This is a genomic window from Streptomyces xylophagus, assembly GCF_000716435.1.
Taxonomy (GTDB): Bacteria; Actinomycetota; Actinomycetes; order Streptomycetales; family Streptomycetaceae; genus Streptomyces; species Streptomyces xylophagus.
This window is the reverse complement of sequence record NZ_JNWO01000019.1, coordinates 1-19272: the sequence shown is the minus strand read 5'-3', so window position 1 is coordinate 19272 and position 19272 is coordinate 1. Positions and strand designations below refer to the sequence as shown.

Genomic DNA, 19272 nt, shown 5'->3' with positions numbered 1-19272 from the left:
TCGCGGGTGAGGGCAGGGGTGCCGCACCCCGCCGGGGCACGGCACCCCGACCGTCAGCGGTCGGTCGACAGTGCCAGGAGTTCGGCGAACAGGCCGCCGCCGTGGGCGAGTTCGTCGTAGGTGCCCTGTTCGGCGATGCGGCCGTGTGTCATGACGACGATCCGGTCGGCGATCTTCGTGTTGACCAGTTGGTGGGTGACCACGATCGTCATGCGGTGGGCGGCGATCGCCTTGATCCGTTCGAGGATCGCGTGTTCTCCGCGGGCGTCCATCTGGCTGGTCGGCTCGTCCAGGATCAGCAGGTCCGGCTGCCGGTACAGGGCCCGTGCGCACGCGAGCCGCTGCCACTGGCCGCCGGAGAGTTCGGTGCCGCCCCACAGTTCACGGGCCAGCAACGTGTCGAGCCCGTACGGGAGTTCCTCCACCGCCTCCCGCAGGCCTACGGCGTCCAGGGCCTCCCACACCAACAGGTCGTCGTACGTGCGGGGTTGGCCGAGGGTGACGTTGTCGCGGACGTTGAGGGGCCACTGCGCGAAATGCTGGGGCACCAGCCCCGACGACTCCCACAGCCGGTCGGGCGCGAGAGTGGCGAGGTCGTGGCCGTTCCAGCTGACCGTGCCCTTGTCGGCGAGGAAGATGCCCGCGAGGAGTCGGGTCAGCGTGGACTTTCCGGAGCCGTTCTCGCCGACCACGGCGAGGATCTCCCCGCGGCGCACGGTCAGCGAGACGCCGGCCACCGCCGGGATCTCCTTGCCCGGGTAGCGGTAGACGGTCTCGTCGAGCCGGATCTCCCGCACCGGCTCCCCCGGCGCCAACTCCCCTCGTTTCGGGGCACGTTCGGCGGCGAAGGCGAGGAAGCCCTCCATGTCGGCGAGGTAGAGGGCGGTGTGGAACATGGCGGCGCCGTAGACGACGAGTTGACCGAGGGCGGCGAGGGTGGTCTGGACGGCGACGACCGCGGTGGCGGCGATCGCCGGTTCGACGCGTCCGGTGCCGGCCAGCCAGGCGAGCGCGGCCCAGGTCGCGACGAGGAAGACCCCGCCGATCGCCGAACTGGCCAGCACGATCCGCAGCATGCGCGGCGCCACGTCCAGGACCCGGCGGTCGATGCGTTCGGAGATCGTACGGTGCCAGAACCCGAGGTAGGGGACCATGCCGTTGGCGCGGATCTCGTCGGAGAACTTCGGGCTGGTCACCCAACCCCGCATGTTCTGGCGGACGTTGCGGTCGCCGACGTTGGCGTAGTGCGTCTCGTACTGGACCTTCGCGTGCAGGATCGCGCCCACCGCGGCGGGTACGACGGCGAGCAGCAGCAGGGGCAGCAGCAGCGGGTGCAGTACGGAGAGCACGCCGCTCGCGCTGACCATGCGGACCACGGCGGCGGTGAAGCGCGTGGCGTCCTGCACCATCACGTGGCCGCGGATCACGCCCATCTCCGCGGCCTCCTGCCGGTCCGCGAAGCCGTCCTCGGCACGGGCGGAGGCCTCCACCCGGCACACCGCCTCGACGAGGGCGCTGTCCGCCGCCGTGGTCAGGCGGGGTGTGATCCGCCCGTCGGCGTACGAGGACAGCGCGCTCGCGATCCGGCCGACCGCCGCCGCGACGGTGATCACCAGCAGCGCGGGCAGCACCTGATGCAGCCGGTCGGCCACCGGCCCGGCGGCCAGGACCGAGCGCATCGCGCGTGCGGTGGACAGCAGCAGGACCACGGCACTTGCGCCTACGGCCAGTTGGCAGCCGGCGAGCAGCAGTACCGCGTACCGGTCGATGGCCCACGCCATCCGCGCGGTCTGCGCCAACACGGAGGGCAGCCGCGCGCACAGCTTCCCGAACTCGGCCTCGGCCAGGGGGTTCTGGGCGTGCCGGCCTTCGTAGCGGATCTCGGCGGGTTGCGGTGGCGGCACGCGTGACGCCGTCCCGGGCGGTGGCGTCCGGCCGGTGGTACTGGCGCTCATACGGTCGCCTCCCGCATCGGCTCCGGTACGCGGCGCCCGGCGATTTCCTGCTCCTCATGACCGGCGCCCCAAGCCCCAAGTCCGGCCGTGTGCAGGGCAGTCAGGCAGTGCAGCGCGCGCTTCTCCTCCGGGAGGAGGCGGCGGCCGTAGCCGGTGAAGAACGCGGTGCGCAGGCGTGGTTGGTCGGCCCAGGGTCCGCGGGCGAGCGGTACGAAGTCCTGGACGACGGGGGCGAATCGCGCGTGCTCGAAGTCGATCAGCGCCAACGGTTCGCGTGTGCCGGACCACCTCAGCGTGTGCTCGTCCAGCCGGCCGTGGATGTAGCCGAGCGGGACCCGTCCGACGGTACGCAGTTCGGCGGCCCGGTCCAGCGCGAACTCCCTTTCGGCGGGCGGCATTTGGTCACCCGCTCCCCGGACGCTCCGCTCGGCGCGGTCGGCGGTGCGTCGCAGCGTCTGCGACGCCTCCTCGCGCGCCGTGCGGGTCAGCTTTCCGGCCTGGTGCAGTTGGGCGACGAGGGCGCCGGCCCTCCGGTGGACCGTCTCCAGTGCGGCACCGGTTGCCCTGAGGGCGCTCAGGGGGGTGCCGGGGGCGGCGGTCATGATCAGGGCGAGGTGCTGGGCCGACGTAGCGGTGAGACGGGGCGCTCGGCCGGGGCCGAGGAAGGACACGGCGTGCCGGTGGGCGAAGGTCTCGCGGGTGAAGGCGAGGGGGGACGGGGCGATTTTCACGCAGAAGCGTTCACCGCCGTCCGGGCGGGTCGTCACCTCCCATACACGCGAGGAGCGGCCGGCGTGCAAGGAGCGGTCGGCGTGCGAGGAGCGGTCGGCGGAGGTGTCGTGGAGATCGGCAAGGGGACCGATGACGGATTCGGCCCAGGCCCGGACGGGGTCCGGAAGTGTGGTCGCTCCGGTCATGCCCCCCACCTCGGTGCGCGTCGTGACGTATCCGCGTGGGCGACGGCCGTGGCGTCAACCTTGCGCATCGCGGGCAGGAGCGGGACCGCGAACGAGGTGGCGCGATGTTCGAACGCGAGCGGGGCGAGGGCGGGGACGGGGACGGGATTCATGGCGACCTCCTGCGGTCGACGGAGTGACTCGGCGCCTGAAGAACGTGCCTGATCAAGTAGCCGTCACGGGTGAGGGCGGGCGAATCGTCGGACGAAAGTTCGAGGATGTGGGTGCCGCCCTAGGGGCCGCTGGGAGGTGCGGTCGCCGTGCGGTGTTCGATCAGCCGCGCAAGGGGCCGTCACCTGATCGAGGGATTGCCGGACCGCCCGGCGTGCACGTCGACGGTGGAATCCGGCCTTTCCGGACAGGAGTAACGTGGGCGTTACCGAGCGCACCTCGCACGCCGTCAGCCGTTTCGGCGTCGCCCTCGGGGAACGGCAAGGCCGGAGCGCCTCGTGTCCGGTCGGAAATGAGCCGCCCCACATGAGTCTGATGAGTCTCGGAGTACTCTCCTCCTCCCGCAAGGAGAACGAGTTCCGTCTGCCGCTGCACCCCCGCCACCTCGACAGGATCGCCCCGGACATAAGGGAGCGGATCTTCCTCGAAGAGGGATACGGCGAACGGTTCGGCGTCGCCGACGACGCGCTGCGACCACTTGTGGCGGGACTGCGTTCCCGTGAGCAACTGGTCGCCGAGTGCGACATCATGCTGCTGCCCAAGCCCATGCACGAGGACCTCGCGGAGCTGCGCGAGGGCCAGGTGCTGTGGGGCTGGCCGCACTGTGTGCAGGACGAGAAGATGACGCAGATCGGCATCGACCGACGGCTGACCCTGATCGCCTGGGAAGCCATGAACCACTGGACGTCCACGGGCGCCTTCAGCGTGCACGTGTTCCACAAGAACAACGAGCTCGCCGGCTACTGCTCGGTGCTGCAGGCCCTGCAGCTCGGCGGCCTGACCGGCAGCTACGGGCGCCGTCTGCGCGCGGTTGTCATCAGCTTCGGCGCCACCGCGCGCGGCGCCGTCACGGGCCTGGGCGCGATGGGGGTCTCCGACGTCACGGTGCTCACTCAGCGTGCCGCCGCGGCGGTGGCCTCGCCGATGCCGTCGGTCGTGATGGGGCACTTCGAGGAGCAGGAGGACGATCCGACGCGGCTCCAGGCGGTCACCGGACTCGGGCCCGTACCGCTCGCGCAGTACCTCGCCGGGTTCGACATCGTCGTCAACTGCGTCCTCCAGGACACCGACGCGCCGCTCATGTTCGTCAACAACGAGGAACTCGCCCTGTTCCAGCCGGGGACCTTCTTCATCGACGTCGCCTGCGACGAGGGCATGGGCTTCGCCTGGGCCAAGCCGAGCGGCTTCGACGACCCGATGTCCACGGTGGGTCCGGGCTGCCACTACTACGCGGTGGACCACAGCCCGTCCCACCTGTGGGACTCCGCCACCTGGGAGATCAGCGAGGCGCTCCTGCCCTACCTGCGCAAGGTCATGAGCGGCCCCACCGCATGGGACGACGACGTCACGGTCAGGAAGGCCATCGAGATCCGGGACGGTGTCGTCCAGAACCCGAAGATCCTCTCCTTCCAGCACCGGTCGGCCGCGTACCCCCACAGCCCCGAGGTCCAGGGGTCCGGCGGTCTAGGAGCGGTTGACCCCGGTGGCCACCGCGTGACCGATGAACAGGTAAAGGAGGGCGGGCAGGCCGTAGTTGACCACGGTGCGCCAGTCCGCCGAGTGGATGGTGAACAGGTTGTGCGACCAGCCGGATAGCCAGTTGGCCGCGTCGTGGACCCAGGAGACCGTGTTGTTCGCGGTGTTGGCGTCGAACAGGTAGAGAACGATCCACAGGATCAGGATCAGTGCCGCGATGTCGGCGATGAGGGAGATCGCCGTCCCCGCGGGGCTTCCGCCGTAGCGTCTGGACATGTTCAACGGGTGGCCCGTAAAGCCGAGTTGAAACCTCGCGGCGCCCGGTGCCGTCAGCGGCGCGCCAGTTGGCGTGCGCCGGCCGCATCGGGGCCGTAGGGCAGGCCGTGGTGGTGAACTCCTCCCGGACCGGCCCTAGTCCACCGGGACCACCGGTGGGACTGGTGGGACCGGTGACGCTGGGAACGTCGGCGGTACCGAGGGTGAACCGCCCTCCCGGTCCTGCGCGTAGAGCCGCCGCAGCGCGTGCCGCAACCCGTGCTGCATCAGCCGGGAGAGCGGCTCGCCCTCCCACGTGGCGACCAGGGCCGCCGCCACGTCCGGCAGCTTGGTGTTGCACCGCCGGGCGATGTCCTCCAGCAGATGCCTGGCCGGCTCCCGGGTGCAGGGTGCCAGGGCCATCACAATCCCGCAGGCCTGTTCTACGACCGCGCTGCCGGCCTGCGTCCGCCGCAACCGGCCGATCTCCGCACGCAGGGCCACGGCATCCCCGCCCGGCGGGTCCGCCTCCGCCGGGGCCACGGCTCTGGCTCCCCACAGGTTCATCGGTTTCCTCGGTTTCCTCGGTCACCCACGACGTTCACGGTCCCTGCGGTCCTCGCGCCTCCACCGCGCCCGGTGCCGGCGGCTGTAGCGGCGGTCCCAGCGGTCCTGACGGTCACGGCGGTCCTCGTAGTCCCGGTAGTCACGGAGATCGGAGCCGTCACCGCGGATCCAGCCACCGCCACCACCGCGACCGCGCCGGGTGGCGGCGAAGACCAGTACGACCGCGGCCACCCACCAGAGGGCGTTGACGAAGCCGAGGCCGAACAGGATCACGATCAGGACGACGAGCAGAACGAACACGGCGGGCCTCCCCGGAGCGGAGCGAAGTGTCACTGCCGGGGGCCGGGGCCTGTGCTCTCAGCCTAGTCCTCCCCGGAGGTGACGGACAGTGATCCGGGTCCCGGTCTTCAGCGCGCCCAACCGGACGCCCCGGACGGCCACTTGGCGTCTGTCCCGGAGGAGCGGCGGCGGCGTGTGGGATGCGACTGCCATCGCCCAGCCGGTAATTCCCGAGACCGCCGTACCCTCCGCTGCCACCCTTGACCGGTACTCACCACCCCGGGAAAGGGAAAGATGACCATCACCCCCGAGCTCGTCCATCGTCTGCTCGCCGCGCAGTTTCCGCACTGGGCCCCGTTGCCGCTGACCCTCCTGGAACCCGCCGGTTCGGATCACGTCATCTACCGGCTCGGCGAGACGATGACCGTACGGCTGCCGCGGAGCGACTGGGCGGACGGGGAGGCCACCAAGGAGCACACCTGGCTACGGCGCCTGGCCCCTCGGCTGCCGCTGGCCGTCCCGGAACCGCTGGGGCTCGGCACACCGGGCCCCGGTTACCCGTGGCACTGGTCCGTCACCCGCTGGCTCGACGGCACGACACCGACCGTGGACAGCCTCGCCGATCCCGCCGCGACCGCACATCAACTGGCTTACTTTCTACGGCAGTTGCAGAGCATCCCCGCCGCCGGGACGCTGGCCCCCGGAGCCCACCCCGAGCTGAACCGCGCCCCGTTGGCCGACCGCGACCACGCGACGCGGGCGGCGATCGAGGCCGTGGACGGAGTGTTCGACACCGCCGCCCTGACCGAGGTCTGGGACAACGCGCTGCGGGCCCCCGCCTGGGACCGCGAACCGGTCTGGTGCCACGGGGACTTCCACACCGGCAACCTGCTCACCGTCGACGGCCACCTCTCCGCCGTCATCGACTTCGGCGGCCTGGGCATGGGCGATCCCGCCTGCGACCTGGTCATCGCCTACACGTTGTTGTCGGCCACGACCCGCCCGCTCTTCCGCGAAGCGCTCGGCCCGGACGACGCCACCTGGACCCGCGGCATGGGCTGGGCCCTGGCCACCGGACTGAACGCCTACACGTTCCACGCGGCCACCAACCCCCGCGTCGCACAGCAGACCACCCGCCAACTCACCGAGGTCCTCACCGAGCACGCCGGAGTCACATCCACCACCCCCTGACGCCGACAGCCACCGACCACCGATACTCACCCCAACAACCCCACTGGCGACGGCAGTTCGGCATGGCGCGGCAGCCTGACCCGGAAGGTGGCCCCTCGTCCGGGCGTCGAGCGGACCTCGACCTGTCCCCCGTGCGCACCGACCAGGGAGTCGACGATGGCCAGCCCCAGACCGGCACCGCCCGTGGCACGGGTGCGGGAGGTGTCGGCGCGGTAGAAGCGTTCAAAGATACGGTCGGCCTGCGCCGGTGTGAGGCCGGGCCCCTCGTCCGCCACCTCCAGGACCGCCTCCTCCCCGACCGTGCCGACCCCGATCCGAATCGCGCTGCCGGCCGGGGTGTGGGCGACCGCGTTGCCGACCAGGTTGGTGACCACCTGGCGGAGCCGCGCCTCGTCGGCAAGGGCCGGGGCCGAGGCGGGGGTGCCCACGCCGTCAGGCCCGGTGAGCGTGACGGGACGGCTCGCGTCCAGGGCCCGTACGTCGTGCAGCGCGTCGGCGGCGAGGGTGCGCAGGTCCATGGGAGCCAGATCGAGGGCTGGAGCGATCCGCCCGACCGCACTCACATCGCCGCCGGTGTCGGTGTCGGCATCGGCCTTCTTCAGCGACTGCTCGTCGAAGCGCGCCAGCAGCAGCATGTCCTCCACCAGCCGGGCGAGACGGTCCGACTCCCGGGCGATGCGGGCCATCGTCGCGTCGATGTCCTCACGGTCGGCGAGCGCGCCCATGCGGTGCAGATCCGTGAGGCCCTTGATGCCCGCCAGCGGGGTACGCAGCTCATGGCTGGCGTCGGCGACGAAGCGGGTCATCCGCGCCTCGGACTCGGCGCGGGCGGCGAAGGCGGTCTCGACCTGGGCGAGCATGCCGTTCAGGGCGGTGGCCAGCCGGCCCATCTCCGTGTGCGGGCCCGCCAGTTCGGGGACGCGGCGGGACAGGTCACCGGCCGCGATCTCGGCGGCCGTCTGCTCGATACGGGTCAGCGGGCGCAGCCCGGAACGCACCGCGAACCAGCCGGCCAGCCCCAGCACCACGAGCAGGCCGAGCCCGGTGGTCTCGTAGATGTGCCACATCCGGTCCACCGTGCCGTCCACCTGGCTCATCGGCGCGGACACGATCACGCTGCCCGGCGTGCCGCCGCCCAGCAGCTTGGCGCCGGTGATCCGGGGCACGGCGATCGACCGCCACCGGGTGTCGCCCGAGGTGCCGGCCACGGTGAACGGCTTGCCCGCGCGGGCAGCGACGGCGGACGCGTCCAGCGTCGGCAGGTCGGGGCCTGACGCGTCCTCGGTGCGTTTCGGGCCGGCGAGCGAGTCGATACTGCTCTCGACCTTGCCGTCCTTGGTGACATACGTGATGACCGGGTTGCCCAGCACCTCCGTGCTGAAGTCGGTGAGACCGGGCGGCGGTTTCCCACCGGTCCCCGTCTTGGCCACAGTTGCCGGGAGCAGGGCGAACACCTGGGCGGAGGCCCGGAGTTGGGCGTCGACGCGGTCCGCCATGTACGAGCGCAGGGCGTTGCCGGTGACCAGGCTGAACGCGGTGAACCCGGCCGTCAGCAGGACCACGGCCAGCAGCAGGACCCGGCTGCGCAGCGAGGCCCGCGCCCAAATGGCCTGCGGGCGACGCCGGTTCACGGTCATGTCCGCGGCCCGCGCAGGACGTAGCCGACGCCGTGCACGGTGTGGATCAGTTTCGGCCCGCCGTTGTCCAGCTTCCGGCGCAGATAGCTGATGTAGGTGTCGACGATGCCGGTGTCGCCGCCGAAGTCGTACTCCCACACCCGCCCGAGGATCTGTGCCTTGCCGACCGTGCGCCCGGCGTTGGACATCAGGTAGTGCAGCAGCCGGAATTCGGTGGGCGAGAGGCGTATCGGCTCGCCCGCACGGGTCGTCTGGACGCCCTCCGGGTCGAGTTCGAGGTCGGCCACCCGCAGCAGCGCCGAGGGATCGCCGCTCGTGCGGCGCAGTACCGCGCCGATACGGGCGATCAACTCCTGGAGGTCGAAGGGCTTGGTGACATAGTCGTCGCCGCCGAGGACCAGCCCCTCGATCTTGTCCTGGGTGGCGTCACGGGCGGTGAGGAACACGACCGGGATGTGCCCCGAGCGGGAGGCGGCACCGCGCTGCTCGCGCAGCCGCCGGATCACCTCGAAGCCGTCCATGTCGGGGAGCATCACGTCCAGCAGGACCAGATCCGGCGAGACCTCGCGGGCCCCGTCGAGCGCCTCCTGCCCGGTGGCGGCCGCGGCGACCGTGAACCCGGCGTGCCGCAGCGCCGCGCACAGCAGCTCTCGTACGGTCGGTTCGTCGTCGACGACCAGCAGGTTCACGTCCGTGGTGGTGGGCCGGGACATGGGCGGGCCTGCCCGCTCAATGGTTGCCAAGGGGTGCCTCCAGGGTGCCGGGATCGGTGCCCGGCGCCGGGGCGTGCGGGGACACGGACAGCGGGGACTTGCGCGCGAGAATACGGCGGAGGGATGTCATTCCTCCGTAAAGGTCCGCTGTGCGCAGGAGGCCGGCCAGGAAGCCCGCCAGACCGCCGGCCGGCAGCCCGAACATCACCGTCCACAGCACGCTGCCGGTCAACTCGGCCCGCATACCGCCCATTTCGCTGCCGAACATGCTGACGCCGAAGTTCCCGGACGCCCCCGCCAGCCAGGCCGCCGAGCCCAGGACCACCGCCGTGACGAGTCCGAACCGCTCGGCCATGCCGAGGTGCCGGGCCAGCGGGCCGTCGTAGCGGTGCGGCGGGAGCGTGTGGGCCGGGGCGGTGTTCCGCGCAGCAGCGTAGGCGCAGGCCAGGAGGATGACGGCGGTCACGGCGAGGGCCGCGAGCCACAGCGGCCGGCCCCCGGCGGAAAGGCTCCTGAGGTGCTCGGTGCGGTCCTGCTGCTGCGGGGTGGCCTGCTGTCCGCCGCCCAGGGCGCCCATCAGCGAGGCGAGGGGGTTGCCGCCCTGGCTCCGCACGGGGTGCGTCGCGGCCGTCCACGGCGATCCCACGCCCAGGCTCAGGAACACCGCCAGCGCGTTCGGCGCCAACAGCAGCACCCCACCGGCCGCCGTCCCGGCCCGGCCGCCGACCACCACCCCCACGAACGTCACCAACGCCATCGGTACGGCGACCAGGACCAGCAGCGTGCGCACGACCGCCGAGAGACTCGGCGCCCACCCGGGCCGCACCCGGTCCACCGCACCGCCCAACGGCACCCGCACCCGCCGGCTGACCAGGCACCCCAGGGCGAGCACCACGGCCACCCACACCAGCGCGCCGAACGCGGTCGAGCCCACCTGGACGTCGTACGACATCGTCGTGTCCTGCGACGCGCTGCCGCCGCCGAACAGCCCGCCGAGCACACCGCCGCCGCTGCCCGCCCCGGCGCTCTGCCCGCCGCCGAGTCCGCTGCTCATCGCCGACGCGGGCATGCTGAACGTGCCGTGCGCGAGGGTGGCCACGAGGACGAACGCGATCAGTGCCGCAGCTCCGGCACCGGCCGCCCGAGCGCCCAACTCACGCACGGTGACAGGTCGTTGGCGCAACCTCCGCGAGAACACCAGCCACAGCACCACGGACCCGACGAGCGTCAAGCCGAGCGGCGTGATGTCGGCCGCCCCGCTCATCGACGGACTCATTCCGCCCCCGCCGCCACCGAGAAGCCCGGACAGCATCGAGCCCAACGACCCCGAACCGCCCGCACCCCCAGCGGATATGGCGGAGCCCGCGCTCACCGACCCGCCAACTGCCATGGCGGCCAGGGCCATTGCCATCGTTCCCGGCGATCCGACGGAACCGGCGCCCATCAGCCACAACGCGAGCCATGCCACGGCGGCCATCGCGACGAGCCCGCACAGCGCGGCCGCCGCGCCTTCGAGAGCGCTCGCTCCCGGGCCGTCCGGCGTGGGGGTGGAAACGGGACGGGACCTGGTGGACGTGGATGTGGAGACGGGCATCGCGGGAACCCTCCGGAGTGCTTCGGGGACGTCGTCCGCACAAGGTGGCGCACGCGATTGCCGGGTTCCGGAGAGGTTCTGGGAGGTTTCTGAGAGTCGGCGCGGAACGGATGCAGGTCACGGGGGCGGGGCTGCCCGCGTCCGCCCCGGTTCCCAGGAAGTTCCCAGAGGCGCCGCGCGGCCTGCTAGCCGAAGGCGGGCAGCACCTCGCGCTCGAACAGCCGCAGGCTCGACCACGCCAGATCCATCGGCATGCCCCCGCACAGCGGATGGAACTGGGTGAACGGGCTTGGCGCGGCCTTCAGTTCCGTCACGAACCGCTCGGGCGCCAGCACCCGGTACTGATCGCCGCGCCGCAGCTCCGCCAGACCGTCGGCCGTACGGAAGGGTGAGGCCGCGTCGTCCTGGGCCTGCCACTCGCCGTAGGCGTTGGTCTCGTGCAGGAAGAACGGCGCCATGCGCTCCCAGCCGTCGTCGGGGTCCTCGGCGAGGGCCACCACCTGGTTCGGCCCGATCGGGCTGGGGCCGGGGTCGGGACGGCCCAGCTTGCCGACCTCGTCGCGGTAGTACTCCCACACCTCGGGCACCGAGGGGACGAACCCGTCGGCGATCCGGGCGGCCCGGCGCGCCGCCGGTTCACTGCTGCCGCCGAGCAGGACGGAGGGGCCGCCCGGTCGGTACGGCGCCGGCGTGACCCGCACGGCCCGGCCCCGGTAGCCGAACTCCTCCCCGGTGAAGGCCGACTTGAGGGTGGTCACCACCTCGGTGACCCGCTTGGCCCGCTCGTTCATCGGCACGCCGAACATGTCGAACTCCTCGCGCACATAGCCACCCGCGACGATCAGATCGACGCGCCCCCGGCTGATGTTGTCGAGGACCGTCAACTCCTCGGCGAGGCGCAGCGGATCGTGGAAAGGGGCGATCAACGCGGCGACGAGGAAACGGACTTGCTTCGTGCGGGCGGCCATCGCCGCGAGCATCTGGACCGGGCTGGGCAGATAGCCGTCCGCCGAACCGTGGTGCTCGGAGACGGTGATCCGCGTACAGCCGAGCCCGTCGGCCCACTCGGCCATGTCGAGGGCGGCCGCGTAACGCTCCGCCATGGACGTACCGGCCGACTCCGGGTTGCGGAAGTCGAAGCGAAGAGCGAACCCCATGCCAGGACGATTCATGGTGCGAGAATATGATTCTCGCTCAACAGAACGCAATATCCGAGAAACGAAATCAACCCTCTCCGCACGGGACAGGCGGAAGCCTATGTTCCTCCAGGGGCTACCGGGCAGTAACCCCTTCGCCCTACGCTGCTGCCGCCAACAGGCGCCAACTAGGCCACGGCGAAGGGGACTTGAGACTCATGAAGGCGATAAGACGGCTGGCGGCGCTGCTCGGCGCCACGGCCCTGCTGCTGACCGGGGCCGCGGGCAACGCCCACGCGGCGGCGGCGAAGTTCTCCGAGACGACGACGATCGGCACGCACAACGCGTACGAGAAGGACAAGTACACGTACTGGGCACAGGCGTTGGACTCCGGGGCCTCGCTGCTCGAACTCGACGTCTACGTCGACAGTCTGAGCAAGCGGTGGCGGGTCAGCCACAGCGACCTGTTCTCCAACGACAACAACTGCGAGTACGCGAGCACCCCCGCCGACCTGTACAGCAAGGACCGCAACCAGGACCTCGGCAGCTGCCTGGACAACATGGCCGCCTGGAACACCCTCCACCCGGACCACGCACCCATCATCATCAAGGTGGAGATGAAGGTCGGCTTCAACCAGACCATCGGCCTCGGCCCGACCGCGTTCGACACCCTGGTCTCGCAGAAGCTCGGCAGCAGCGTCTACAAGCCGTCCGACCTGCTGGGCTCCTCGTACTCCACGCTCGACGCGGCGGCCCAGGCGAACGCGTGGCCCTCGCGCGACGCCCTCAAGGGCAAGTTCATCTTCGAGCTGATCCCGGGCACGGTCGAGCAGGCCAACCCGTTCGACCACTACTGGACGGACCAGGAGTACGGCGACCACCTGCGCGACCTGTACGCGGCCGGCACGATCGCGCAGGCGCAGGCCTTCCCGGCTGTACTCGGCGCGGCGAACGGCGATCCGCGATCGACCCGTTGGACCTCGGACACGTCGATCCGCCCCTGGTTCGTGTTCTTCGACGGTGACGCGGCGACGTACGTCAACAACGGCTACGACACGTCGTTCTACTCCACGAACCACTACATCCTGATCATGACAGACGCGTACGCGGTGGCCCCGGCGATCTCCTCCACGGCCCCCACGGACGCGGAAGTCGCCGCCAAACTGGCACTGTTGGCGGCGGACCACGCAAGCGTGATCACTTCCGACTGGTCGTCGAAGTCGGCGTCGGTACTGTCCTCGGTGGCCACCAGAAGCTGAGGTTCCGGATGCCGGGGAGGGGGCACAAGTCCCCCATGTTGCATGGCATCGACGTAAGCGCATACCAGTCCACCGCGCACGAAACGGACGGCTCCTCCTTCGTCTTCATCAAGGCGACGGAGGGCCGCTCGTACGTCAACCCGAGACTCACCGCCCAGACGAAGACGGGCCGTGACGCGGGCCTGGTCGTCGGCTTCTACCACTTCCTCTGGCCCGGCGACATCACGGCCCAGGCGGAGTACTTCGTGAGCAAGACCCCCGAAAAAGCAGGGGACTTGCTGGCCGTGGACTGGGAGACGACCGGCGACGGCACCCACGCGACGAACGCGGAGAAGGACAGCTTCATCCGCAAGGTGAAGGCACTCCGGCCGGACAACCGGGTCGTCCTCTACACGAACCGCAACTTCTGGCTGAACATCGACACGACGTCCTACGCGGGCGACGGCCTGTGGATCGCCGACTACACGACGGCCGGCAAGCCCCGCATCAAGGCCGACTGGACCTTCCACCAGTACACGTCCGAGCCCCACGACAAGGACGTCGCCGATTTCGCGAGCAAGGCGGCCCTGCAGACGTGGGCCAAGAACGCCTGAGCTCTGCCTGCTCGGCCCGGCGCCGCATCCCGATCAGCAGTCGGCGGACCCCGACCGCGTGGCCGCCGGTGCGGATGACGAGGGCGTACACCGAGAACCGGTGGGAACCCTGGAGGACCAGTTCCCTGCCCGGGATCGCGGGGGCCACCCGGAAGCCGGGGAAGACCGGGCCCTCGGCCAGGGACCGCGGCCCGGAGGCCGTGCGCTCGACGCACCCCACGAGCCGCGCCCTGGAGATCGCGTGAGCCGACTCCTCAGGCCCTGAAGTCGCCCGTCCGCTCCGGCGAAGCCTCCGCCAGCCCCTTCGTGATCGGGTCCACGCCCTCCCGCATCCCGTACACCGGCGTCCCCGGCTGCTGACGCCAGGAGTCGTCCAGGCTGCCCGTGTCGACCGTGTCGAAGCCGAGTTCGTCGATCAGGGCCCTGACCACCCGCTTCGCCGCCTCGTCGTCACCGGCCACCGGGAGCGCGAGGCGGTCGGGGGCGCCGGCGGGGCGGTGCCGGTCCAGGATGTCCTGGGCGTAGGTGCCGTTGAACGCCTTGATCACGGTGTGGCCGATCTGCTGCGCCGTCCAGCGGCTCTCCATCAGCCCGTCGTCCAGAATCGCGGCGATCCGGCCGTCCCGCCCGGGGTAGTAGTTGCCGGTGTCGATGACCGCGACGTTCTCCGCCGCGCCGTCGAGGAAGCCCTTGGGCAGGTTCGGGACCGCCTTCAACGGGACGGTGACCACGACGACTTCGGCCCCCCGCGCCGCGTCCTCGGCCCGTACGGGGGTCGCGCCCGTCTCCTCGGCCAGTGCGGTGAGTGTCTGCGGGCCGCGCGAGTTGGCGACGGAGACGTCGTGACCGAGAGCGGTGAGCCGCCGGGTGAGGTTGCCACCGATCTGACCCGCGCCGATGATGCCGATCTTCATAACAGGACCCTTCGCCGATCCAGAATCAATGCATACGCATGCATCTGGGTACGGCAACCCCTGGCGATCGCCCCCTATTCCGATCCCCCGCCGGACATGACGGAGGGGTGCCCGTCCACCGTAGGACGGGCACCCCTTCCGATCGGATCACTCTCGGGTCACTTGTTCAGGTGGGCCCAGAACTCGTCGAACGACAGGACCTTGTCCCCATTGAGGTCCCGGCTCTTGATGATGGCCTCGGCGACCGCCTCGGTCACGTTCCAGTCGCCTCCCTGGGCCAGGGCGGTCTTGAACTCGGCCGCGGTGACGAAGCCGTCACCATCCGTGTCGATCCGCTGGAAATGCTTGCGTGCTTCCTCGATGTCCGCCACCGGATCCGCCCCTTCGTAACGCATTACTACTTGTTGACGCAGGCCAGATTAACCGGCCACGCGAGCACGCAGTGCGGCGACCACCCACGCGAACTCCGGACGGTGCGCCCCCGCGGCCGTCCCGCCCTTCAGCGTGGACAGCAACTCCCGGTACCGGGCGAGCCGGTCGTTGGACGCCGACACCATCCGTTCGAGTACGACGGCCGGGTCGCCGCCCTCCCCCAGCACCCCCCGTACGATCGCCTCCGCCTCCGGCGACTCGGGGGCGATGCCCCGTTCGCGGGCCTCCGCGCCCAACTTCACCAGGCGCATGGGGAACCACATGGCGCGCCCGGGTGCGGCGCTGCGGTCCTGGTCCGCCGCGTTGAACTCCATGACCTTGCGCATCTGCGCCCGGAACTCCGGGTCCTGCACCATCTCCGCCAACTCCACCCAGGCGTCGACCTGTTCGGGGGTCGGGTCGTCGGGCAGGTCCACCGCGATGGTGCGCATCCGCTCCTCGATTGCCGGGTCCACCTGGTCGAGTCCGTGGAACAGTTCGTCCACGAACTCCTCCATGATCCGCTTCCGTTCGGCCGCCGACAGCCGTGCCAGCTTGTTCATGAGCGTCATCTCCTCCGCGGTCGAACCGCGTCGCGCCACGGTCGACAGCACCGCACGGGTCACCCTCAGCGAACTGATCTGCGCGTCCAGCGCCACCACATGCGCGGCGGCCACCTCCGCGACCGTCGTCTCGCCGGCCAGCACCTTGCGTACGTCGTCCAGGCCGAGGCCCAACTCCCGCAGCGTGCGGATCAGTTCGAGACGGGCGGCACACTCGGCGTCGTACAGCCGATAGCCGCCGGCGGAGCGGGTCACCGGGGTGAGCACGCCCTCGTCCGACCAGTAGCGGATGGTGCGCACGGTCAGCCCGGTGGCTCTGGCCAGCTCTCCGATGGTGAAAAGTCCGGTGCCGTCGTCGATCATGTCTGCGAGTGTGGGCCTTCCAGTGGGTGGAGACTCAAGGAGTTCAAGGAGCACGGTGATGGAGACTCTTCGGGACATTCTCGATGCGGTGGCCCAGGGTGTCCTCCCTCCGCCGGACGGTCGTACGACCGTCGTGCCGCAGATGTCCGAGCGGGACGCGGGGGTGCTCGCCTTCACCGCGCACGCGGTCGTCTTCATCGACGAGGATCCGCAGTGGGTCCTCGACACCCTGGCGGCCGTGCCGTGCGACGCGCTCGCGGCGCCGATGAACCCACGGTTCCTGATGGCCCTGCTCGACCGGACGGGCCGCAGGGCGGAGACGATCGACGCGATGCTCGTGGGCTCCCCACTGCCGGGCGAACCCCCGCTCCCCCTACGGGAGATCACGCACGGCGCCCATCCCCGGATCGTGTACGCCCGCGGCCGGCGCGACGACGTCCGCGCCTGGACGACGGACGGCGGTGTGCTGGTGATGGGCCGAGGGGTCGGTGGCCGCCTGGAGGTCTCGGTCGAGATCGAGGAAGGCGTACGACACCGGGGACTGGGGCGGTCGTTGGTGACAGCCGCCCGCCACCTCGCCACGGAGCCGCTGTGGGCGCAGGTCGCACCGGGGAACGCCCGCAGCATGCGGGCGTTCCTGGCGGCGGGTTACCGTCCGGTGGGCGCGGAGGCGGTGCTGCTCAGCAAGCCCTAGGGGTCAGTGCCAGGGCTTGTAGTACGGGTTGCTCTCGCAGTCGCTCATGATCTCGACCTTGGTCTTCTTGTCGACCGGGCAGACGCCGATGATGTACTGCCGCGCGATGCCGCCGGGGAAGGCGACCTCGACCTGGTCGGCCCACTTGTGGGTGTCGCCGATGGTCTTGTTGACGTCCACGCCGCCGGGGGCGTCGATGTAGTAGTTGTAGCCCGACTTGTACCAGGTCTTGTACAGATCGTGGTCGTAGGTCGTCGAGACGTACGGCGAGGGCTGGTTGACGAGGACGTACTTCTCGATGTCGTACTGCCCGTTGATGACGTCCTTGGGGGCGAAGCCCTGGTCGAAGACGATCGCCGGGCCGCGGCTGTCGCTGCGGTAGAGGGTGCCGCAGGTGGTGCGCCAGACCGGGTCGGGGGTGATGCGGCTGATGTCCACGCGCTGGTCGACGGCGGCCATCGCCGGGTCGGCGACCACGGGACAGGCCGGAGCGGCGGCCCGGGCCGAGGTGTGGGCGGGGACGGTCGCGGCCGTGGTGGCGAAGACGGCCGCGAGGGACAGGACGGCGGCGGCGGTCCGCCGTCGCAGGTGAAGGGTGATCATGCCGGGCACGATTCCGGTTCTGCGGCGGCGGACCGTGGATCATCACCCGTACGGAGTGTGTCCAACTGACCGCATGTCAACGTGGTTTCAGCGGAAGATTCCCGTGTGGCCCAGCGAGTAACGCCCCGGCTGTGGGTACACCGCGAGGCCGTGGGGGCCGCCGCCCACCTTGATGCGGGCGAGTTGGGTGCCGGTGCGGGTGTCGATGGCGTAGACCTCGGAGTTGTAGCGGCCGGAGAGCCACAGGACCTTGCCGTCGGCCGAGACGCCGCCCATGTCGGGGCTGCCGCCGTTCGGGAGGTGCCACTTCTTCGTCAGCTTGTTCTTCGTGAAGTCGAAGATGGAGATGGTGCCTTCGCCGCGGTTGGAGATGTACATCTCGCGTGAGTCCCGGCTGATGTACAGGCCGTGGCAGCCCTTGCCGGTGGGCAGGAAGTCCGGCTTGGCGAAGGTGTCGCCGTCGAGGACCCACATGCCGTTCGCCATCATGTCCGCGATGTAGAACCGCTTCCCGTCGGGCGAGATCTTGACGTCCTGCGGCATCGAGCCGTGGAACGGCAGCTTCTGCTGCCCGATGACCTTCATCTTCTCGGTGTCGACCTTGAGCAGTTCACCGCTGAACTCGCAGGAGACGATGAAGTACCGCCCGTCCGGGGAGAAGTCGGCGTGGTTGACGCCGTAGCAACCGACCGGGACCGCCTTCACGGTCTTCATCGTGTGCGCGTCCCGGAAGACCAGTTGGCGGTCCAGGGACGCCATCACGATCGCGTACTTGCCGTTGGGCGTGAAGTAGAGGTTGTACGGGTCGTGCACGTCGACCGGTTTGCCCGCCTCCCCCGTCCTCGGGTCGATCGGGGTGAGGGTGTTGCCCCGGTCGTTGTTGACCCACAGGGTTTTCAAGTCCCAGGAGGGAACGACGTGTTGGGGCTGTGCGCCGACCGGGATGGTCTCGATGACCTTGTACGTCTTCGGGTCGATCACCGAGACCGTGTTGGAGTTGGTGTTGGGGACGTAGACCCGGGACGGGAAGTCCTTGACCACCGGGGAGAGCCGGTTCGGGCGGTCGGCCGCGTACACGTCGGCCGGGTCGAGCACCGGCGGCATACCGGGCAGCCCCTGCGCCGCCTGCTTCTCCTTCTTCTGCTGCTGCGGCTGGAGCGCGGCCTTGGTGCCGAGGGCCTCGTCGGCGTGGTTCTGCGAGCCGCAGCCGGCGAGGGCGGTCAGCGCGGCGAGGGCGGCGCCGGTGACCAGGACGCGGGCGGCGCGGGTGAGGGGGGTGGGTGGCATCAGCTCAGCAGCTCCGTGGTCGTCACCGCGCGCAGTCCGCGGCGGTCGAGTTCTTCCAGTACGGCAGGGAGCGCGGCGACCGTGTCGGCGTACCCGAAGTGCATGCTCACGACGGAGCCGTTGCGGACCTCGGCGAGCACCTTGCGGGTGACGGCGGGGGCGCCCGGCGCGGTGAAGTCGAGGGAGTCGACGTCGTAGGACAGCACGTGCGGGTAGCCCACGCGGTGGGCCAGGCGCTCGACGAGCGGGGACGCGGCCGGGGCGCGCGAGGGGCGGAACCAGGTGCCGATCGAGCCGGTGAGCCGCTTGAGGCGGTCGGCGCAGCCGGTGATCTCGGCCAACGCGTCGGCCTCGGACAGGGTGTTGACGGCGATGTGCCGCTGGGTGTGGTTGCCGAGGTCGTGGCCGCCGTCGAGGATGCGGCGGGCCATCTCGGGGTGGGTGTCGAGCCAGGTCCCGACGGCGAGGACGGTGACGTGGGCACCGTGTTTCTCGGCCTCGGTGAGGAGTGCGGTGGCGACCTTGGGGTCGCCCTGGCCGTGGAAGGTGAGCGCGATCCGGGGGTGGTCGCGGGGTCCGTGGGTGATCTGCGCGGGCTGCTGGGGGAAGGCGCGCGGGGCGGGGGCGGCGAGCGGGGTCGCCTTGGCGGCGGGGG

The 19272-nt window shown here is 70.5% G+C and carries 20 protein-coding genes; 5 read left to right on the top strand and 15 right to left on the bottom strand.

Annotated elements, in window-relative coordinates; translation table 11 throughout:
* Window positions 1-53: 53 nt before the first annotated feature.
* From OO70_RS34360 to OO70_RS54815, 3 genes are read right to left on the bottom strand one after another with little or no spacing between them, the layout of a single operon-like run.
* Window positions 54-1955: an ATP-binding cassette domain-containing protein gene (locus OO70_RS34360; RefSeq protein ID WP_043680109.1), complete on the bottom strand. Its 1902-nt coding sequence runs from the start codon at window positions 1953-1955 to the stop codon at window positions 54-56.
* Window positions 1952-2872 (bottom strand): phosphotransferase, encoded by a 921-nt coding sequence (locus tag OO70_RS34355; RefSeq protein WP_051741903.1) that lies wholly within the window; start codon window positions 2870-2872, stop codon window positions 1952-1954. Before OO70_RS34355 ends, OO70_RS34360 begins: the two co-directional genes overlap by 4 nt.
* Window positions 2869-3024, bottom strand: a complete 156-nt coding sequence (locus tag OO70_RS54815) for a hypothetical protein (RefSeq protein ID WP_158711554.1) — start codon at window positions 3022-3024, stop codon at window positions 2869-2871. The genes OO70_RS34355 and OO70_RS54815 overlap by 4 nt, the downstream gene beginning before the upstream one ends.
* A 364-nt stretch (window positions 3025-3388) precedes the next feature.
* Between OO70_RS54815 and OO70_RS34350 the strand changes: the two genes are divergently transcribed.
* Window positions 3389-4678, top strand: a complete 1290-nt coding sequence (locus OO70_RS34350; RefSeq protein WP_407702854.1) for a N(5)-(carboxyethyl)ornithine synthase — start codon at window positions 3389-3391, stop codon at window positions 4676-4678.
* Window positions 4679-4969: 291 nt separating this feature from the next.
* On the opposite strand, the gene OO70_RS34340 is transcribed toward OO70_RS34350, so the two are convergent.
* Both OO70_RS34340 and OO70_RS34335 read right to left on the bottom strand, forming a co-directional pair.
* Entirely contained in the window at window positions 4970-5380 is a 411-nt protein-coding gene (locus OO70_RS34340) for an ANTAR domain-containing protein (RefSeq protein ID WP_063749762.1), read from the bottom strand.
* Between the two features lie 21 nt (window positions 5381-5401).
* Window positions 5402-5680, bottom strand: coding sequence for a hypothetical protein (locus tag OO70_RS34335; RefSeq protein WP_043680103.1), 279 nt, complete (start codon window positions 5678-5680; stop codon window positions 5402-5404).
* Window positions 5681-5953: 273 nt separating this feature from the next.
* Between OO70_RS34335 and OO70_RS34330 the strand changes: the two genes are divergently transcribed.
* Window positions 5954-6850: an aminoglycoside phosphotransferase family protein gene (locus OO70_RS34330; protein WP_043680101.1), complete on the top strand. Its 897-nt coding sequence runs from the start codon at window positions 5954-5956 to the stop codon at window positions 6848-6850.
* A 26-nt stretch (window positions 6851-6876) separates the two neighbouring features.
* On the opposite strand, the gene OO70_RS34325 is transcribed toward OO70_RS34330, so the two are convergent.
* The 4 genes from OO70_RS34325 to OO70_RS34310 all read right to left on the bottom strand — a co-directional run bounded on the left by OO70_RS34325 (window position 6877) and on the right by OO70_RS34310 (window position 11951).
* A complete protein-coding gene (locus tag OO70_RS34325; RefSeq protein ID WP_043680098.1) occupies window positions 6877-8481 on the bottom strand; it encodes a sensor histidine kinase in 1605 nt (534 codons plus the stop codon).
* Between the two features lie 2 nt (window positions 8482-8483).
* On the bottom strand, window positions 8484-9200 hold the full coding sequence (locus OO70_RS34320; protein WP_043680096.1) for a response regulator transcription factor: 717 nt from the start codon (window positions 9198-9200) through the stop codon (window positions 8484-8486).
* 16 nt (window positions 9201-9216) lie between these two features.
* Window positions 9217-10794, bottom strand: coding sequence for a streptophobe family protein (locus OO70_RS34315; protein WP_234337013.1), 1578 nt, complete (start codon window positions 10792-10794; stop codon window positions 9217-9219).
* Between the two features lie 185 nt (window positions 10795-10979).
* A complete protein-coding gene (locus tag OO70_RS34310) occupies window positions 10980-11951 on the bottom strand; it encodes an LLM class flavin-dependent oxidoreductase (protein WP_043680093.1) in 972 nt (323 codons plus the stop codon).
* Window positions 11952-12148: 197 nt separating this feature from the next.
* Between OO70_RS34310 and OO70_RS34305 the strand changes: the two genes are divergently transcribed.
* Complete coding sequence (locus tag OO70_RS34305; protein ID WP_043680090.1) at window positions 12149-13189, top strand: phosphatidylinositol-specific phospholipase C domain-containing protein; 1041 nt, start codon at window positions 12149-12151, stop codon at window positions 13187-13189.
* A gap of 35 nt (window positions 13190-13224) precedes the next feature.
* Complete coding sequence (locus tag OO70_RS34300; protein WP_043680087.1) at window positions 13225-13782, top strand: glycoside hydrolase family 25 protein; 558 nt, start codon at window positions 13225-13227, stop codon at window positions 13780-13782.
* Window positions 13783-14036: 254 nt separating this feature from the next.
* On the opposite strand, the gene OO70_RS34295 is transcribed toward OO70_RS34300, so the two are convergent.
* From OO70_RS34295 to OO70_RS34285, 3 genes are all read right to left on the bottom strand, one after another.
* Window positions 14037-14726, bottom strand: coding sequence for an NADPH-dependent F420 reductase (locus OO70_RS34295; RefSeq protein ID WP_324604893.1), 690 nt, complete (start codon window positions 14724-14726; stop codon window positions 14037-14039).
* 128 nt (window positions 14727-14854) lie between these two features.
* Complete coding sequence (locus OO70_RS34290; protein WP_043680081.1) at window positions 14855-15067, bottom strand: EF-hand domain-containing protein; 213 nt, start codon at window positions 15065-15067, stop codon at window positions 14855-14857.
* A 48-nt stretch (window positions 15068-15115) separates the two neighbouring features.
* The gene (locus tag OO70_RS34285) at window positions 15116-16033 is read right to left on the bottom strand and encodes a MerR family transcriptional regulator (RefSeq protein WP_043680078.1); all 918 of its coding nucleotides are present in this window, start codon (window positions 16031-16033) and stop codon (window positions 15116-15118) included.
* Between the two features lie 58 nt (window positions 16034-16091).
* Here OO70_RS34285 and OO70_RS34280 point away from each other — a divergent pair, with 58 nt between their 5' ends.
* Complete coding sequence (locus OO70_RS34280) at window positions 16092-16727, top strand: GNAT family N-acetyltransferase (RefSeq protein ID WP_043680075.1); 636 nt, start codon at window positions 16092-16094, stop codon at window positions 16725-16727.
* Window positions 16728-16730: 3 nt separating this feature from the next.
* On the opposite strand, the gene OO70_RS34275 is transcribed toward OO70_RS34280, so the two are convergent.
* The 3 genes from OO70_RS34275 to OO70_RS34265 all read right to left on the bottom strand — a co-directional run.
* Window positions 16731-17330, bottom strand: a complete 600-nt coding sequence (locus OO70_RS34275; protein ID WP_043680072.1) for an ADP-ribosyltransferase — start codon at window positions 17328-17330, stop codon at window positions 16731-16733.
* A gap of 87 nt (window positions 17331-17417) precedes the next feature.
* Window positions 17418-18617: a YVTN family beta-propeller repeat protein gene (locus OO70_RS34270; RefSeq protein ID WP_043680069.1), complete on the bottom strand. Its 1200-nt coding sequence runs from the start codon at window positions 18615-18617 to the stop codon at window positions 17418-17420.
* The coding region (locus OO70_RS34265) for a polysaccharide deacetylase family protein (protein ID WP_043680067.1) at window positions 18617-19272 on the bottom strand (656 nt) is incomplete at its 5' end. The genes OO70_RS34265 and OO70_RS34270, both read right to left, overlap by 1 nt.

What these genes read in the sequence shown, in the direction of transcription:
- OO70_RS34305 (WP_043680090.1), top strand. Translation starts at nt 12,149, where the DNA reads ATGAAGGCGATAAGACGGCTGGCGGCGCTGCTCGGCGCCACGGCCCTG.
- OO70_RS34320 (WP_043680096.1), bottom strand. Translation starts at nt 9,200, where the DNA reads ATGTCCCGGCCCACCACCACGGACGTGAACCTGCTGGTCGTCGACGAC.
- OO70_RS34355 (WP_051741903.1), bottom strand. Translation starts at nt 2,872, where the DNA reads ATGACCGGAGCGACCACACTTCCGGACCCCGTCCGGGCCTGGGCCGAA.
- OO70_RS34350 (WP_407702854.1), top strand. Translation starts at nt 3,389, where the DNA reads ATGAGTCTGATGAGTCTCGGAGTACTCTCCTCCTCCCGCAAGGAGAAC.
- OO70_RS34315 (WP_234337013.1), bottom strand. Translation starts at nt 10,794, where the DNA reads ATGCCCGTCTCCACATCCACGTCCACCAGGTCCCGTCCCGTTTCCACC.
- OO70_RS34330 (WP_043680101.1), top strand. Translation starts at nt 5,954, where the DNA reads ATGACCATCACCCCCGAGCTCGTCCATCGTCTGCTCGCCGCGCAGTTT.
- OO70_RS34310 (WP_043680093.1), bottom strand. Translation starts at nt 11,951, where the DNA reads ATGGGGTTCGCTCTTCGCTTCGACTTCCGCAACCCGGAGTCGGCCGGT.
- OO70_RS34280 (WP_043680075.1), top strand. Translation starts at nt 16,092, where the DNA reads ATGGAGACTCTTCGGGACATTCTCGATGCGGTGGCCCAGGGTGTCCTC.
- OO70_RS54815 (WP_158711554.1), bottom strand. Translation starts at nt 3,024, where the DNA reads ATGAATCCCGTCCCCGTCCCCGCCCTCGCCCCGCTCGCGTTCGAACAT.
- OO70_RS34300 (WP_043680087.1), top strand. Translation starts at nt 13,225, where the DNA reads ATGTTGCATGGCATCGACGTAAGCGCATACCAGTCCACCGCGCACGAA.
- OO70_RS34285 (WP_043680078.1), bottom strand. Translation starts at nt 16,033, where the DNA reads ATGATCGACGACGGCACCGGACTTTTCACCATCGGAGAGCTGGCCAGA.
- OO70_RS34360 (WP_043680109.1), bottom strand. Translation starts at nt 1,955, where the DNA reads ATGAGCGCCAGTACCACCGGCCGGACGCCACCGCCCGGGACGGCGTCA.
- OO70_RS34275 (WP_043680072.1), bottom strand. Translation starts at nt 17,330, where the DNA reads ATGATCACCCTTCACCTGCGACGGCGGACCGCCGCCGCCGTCCTGTCC.
- OO70_RS34270 (WP_043680069.1), bottom strand. Translation starts at nt 18,617, where the DNA reads ATGCCACCCACCCCCCTCACCCGCGCCGCCCGCGTCCTGGTCACCGGC.
- OO70_RS34340 (WP_063749762.1), bottom strand. Translation starts at nt 5,380, where the DNA reads ATGAACCTGTGGGGAGCCAGAGCCGTGGCCCCGGCGGAGGCGGACCCG.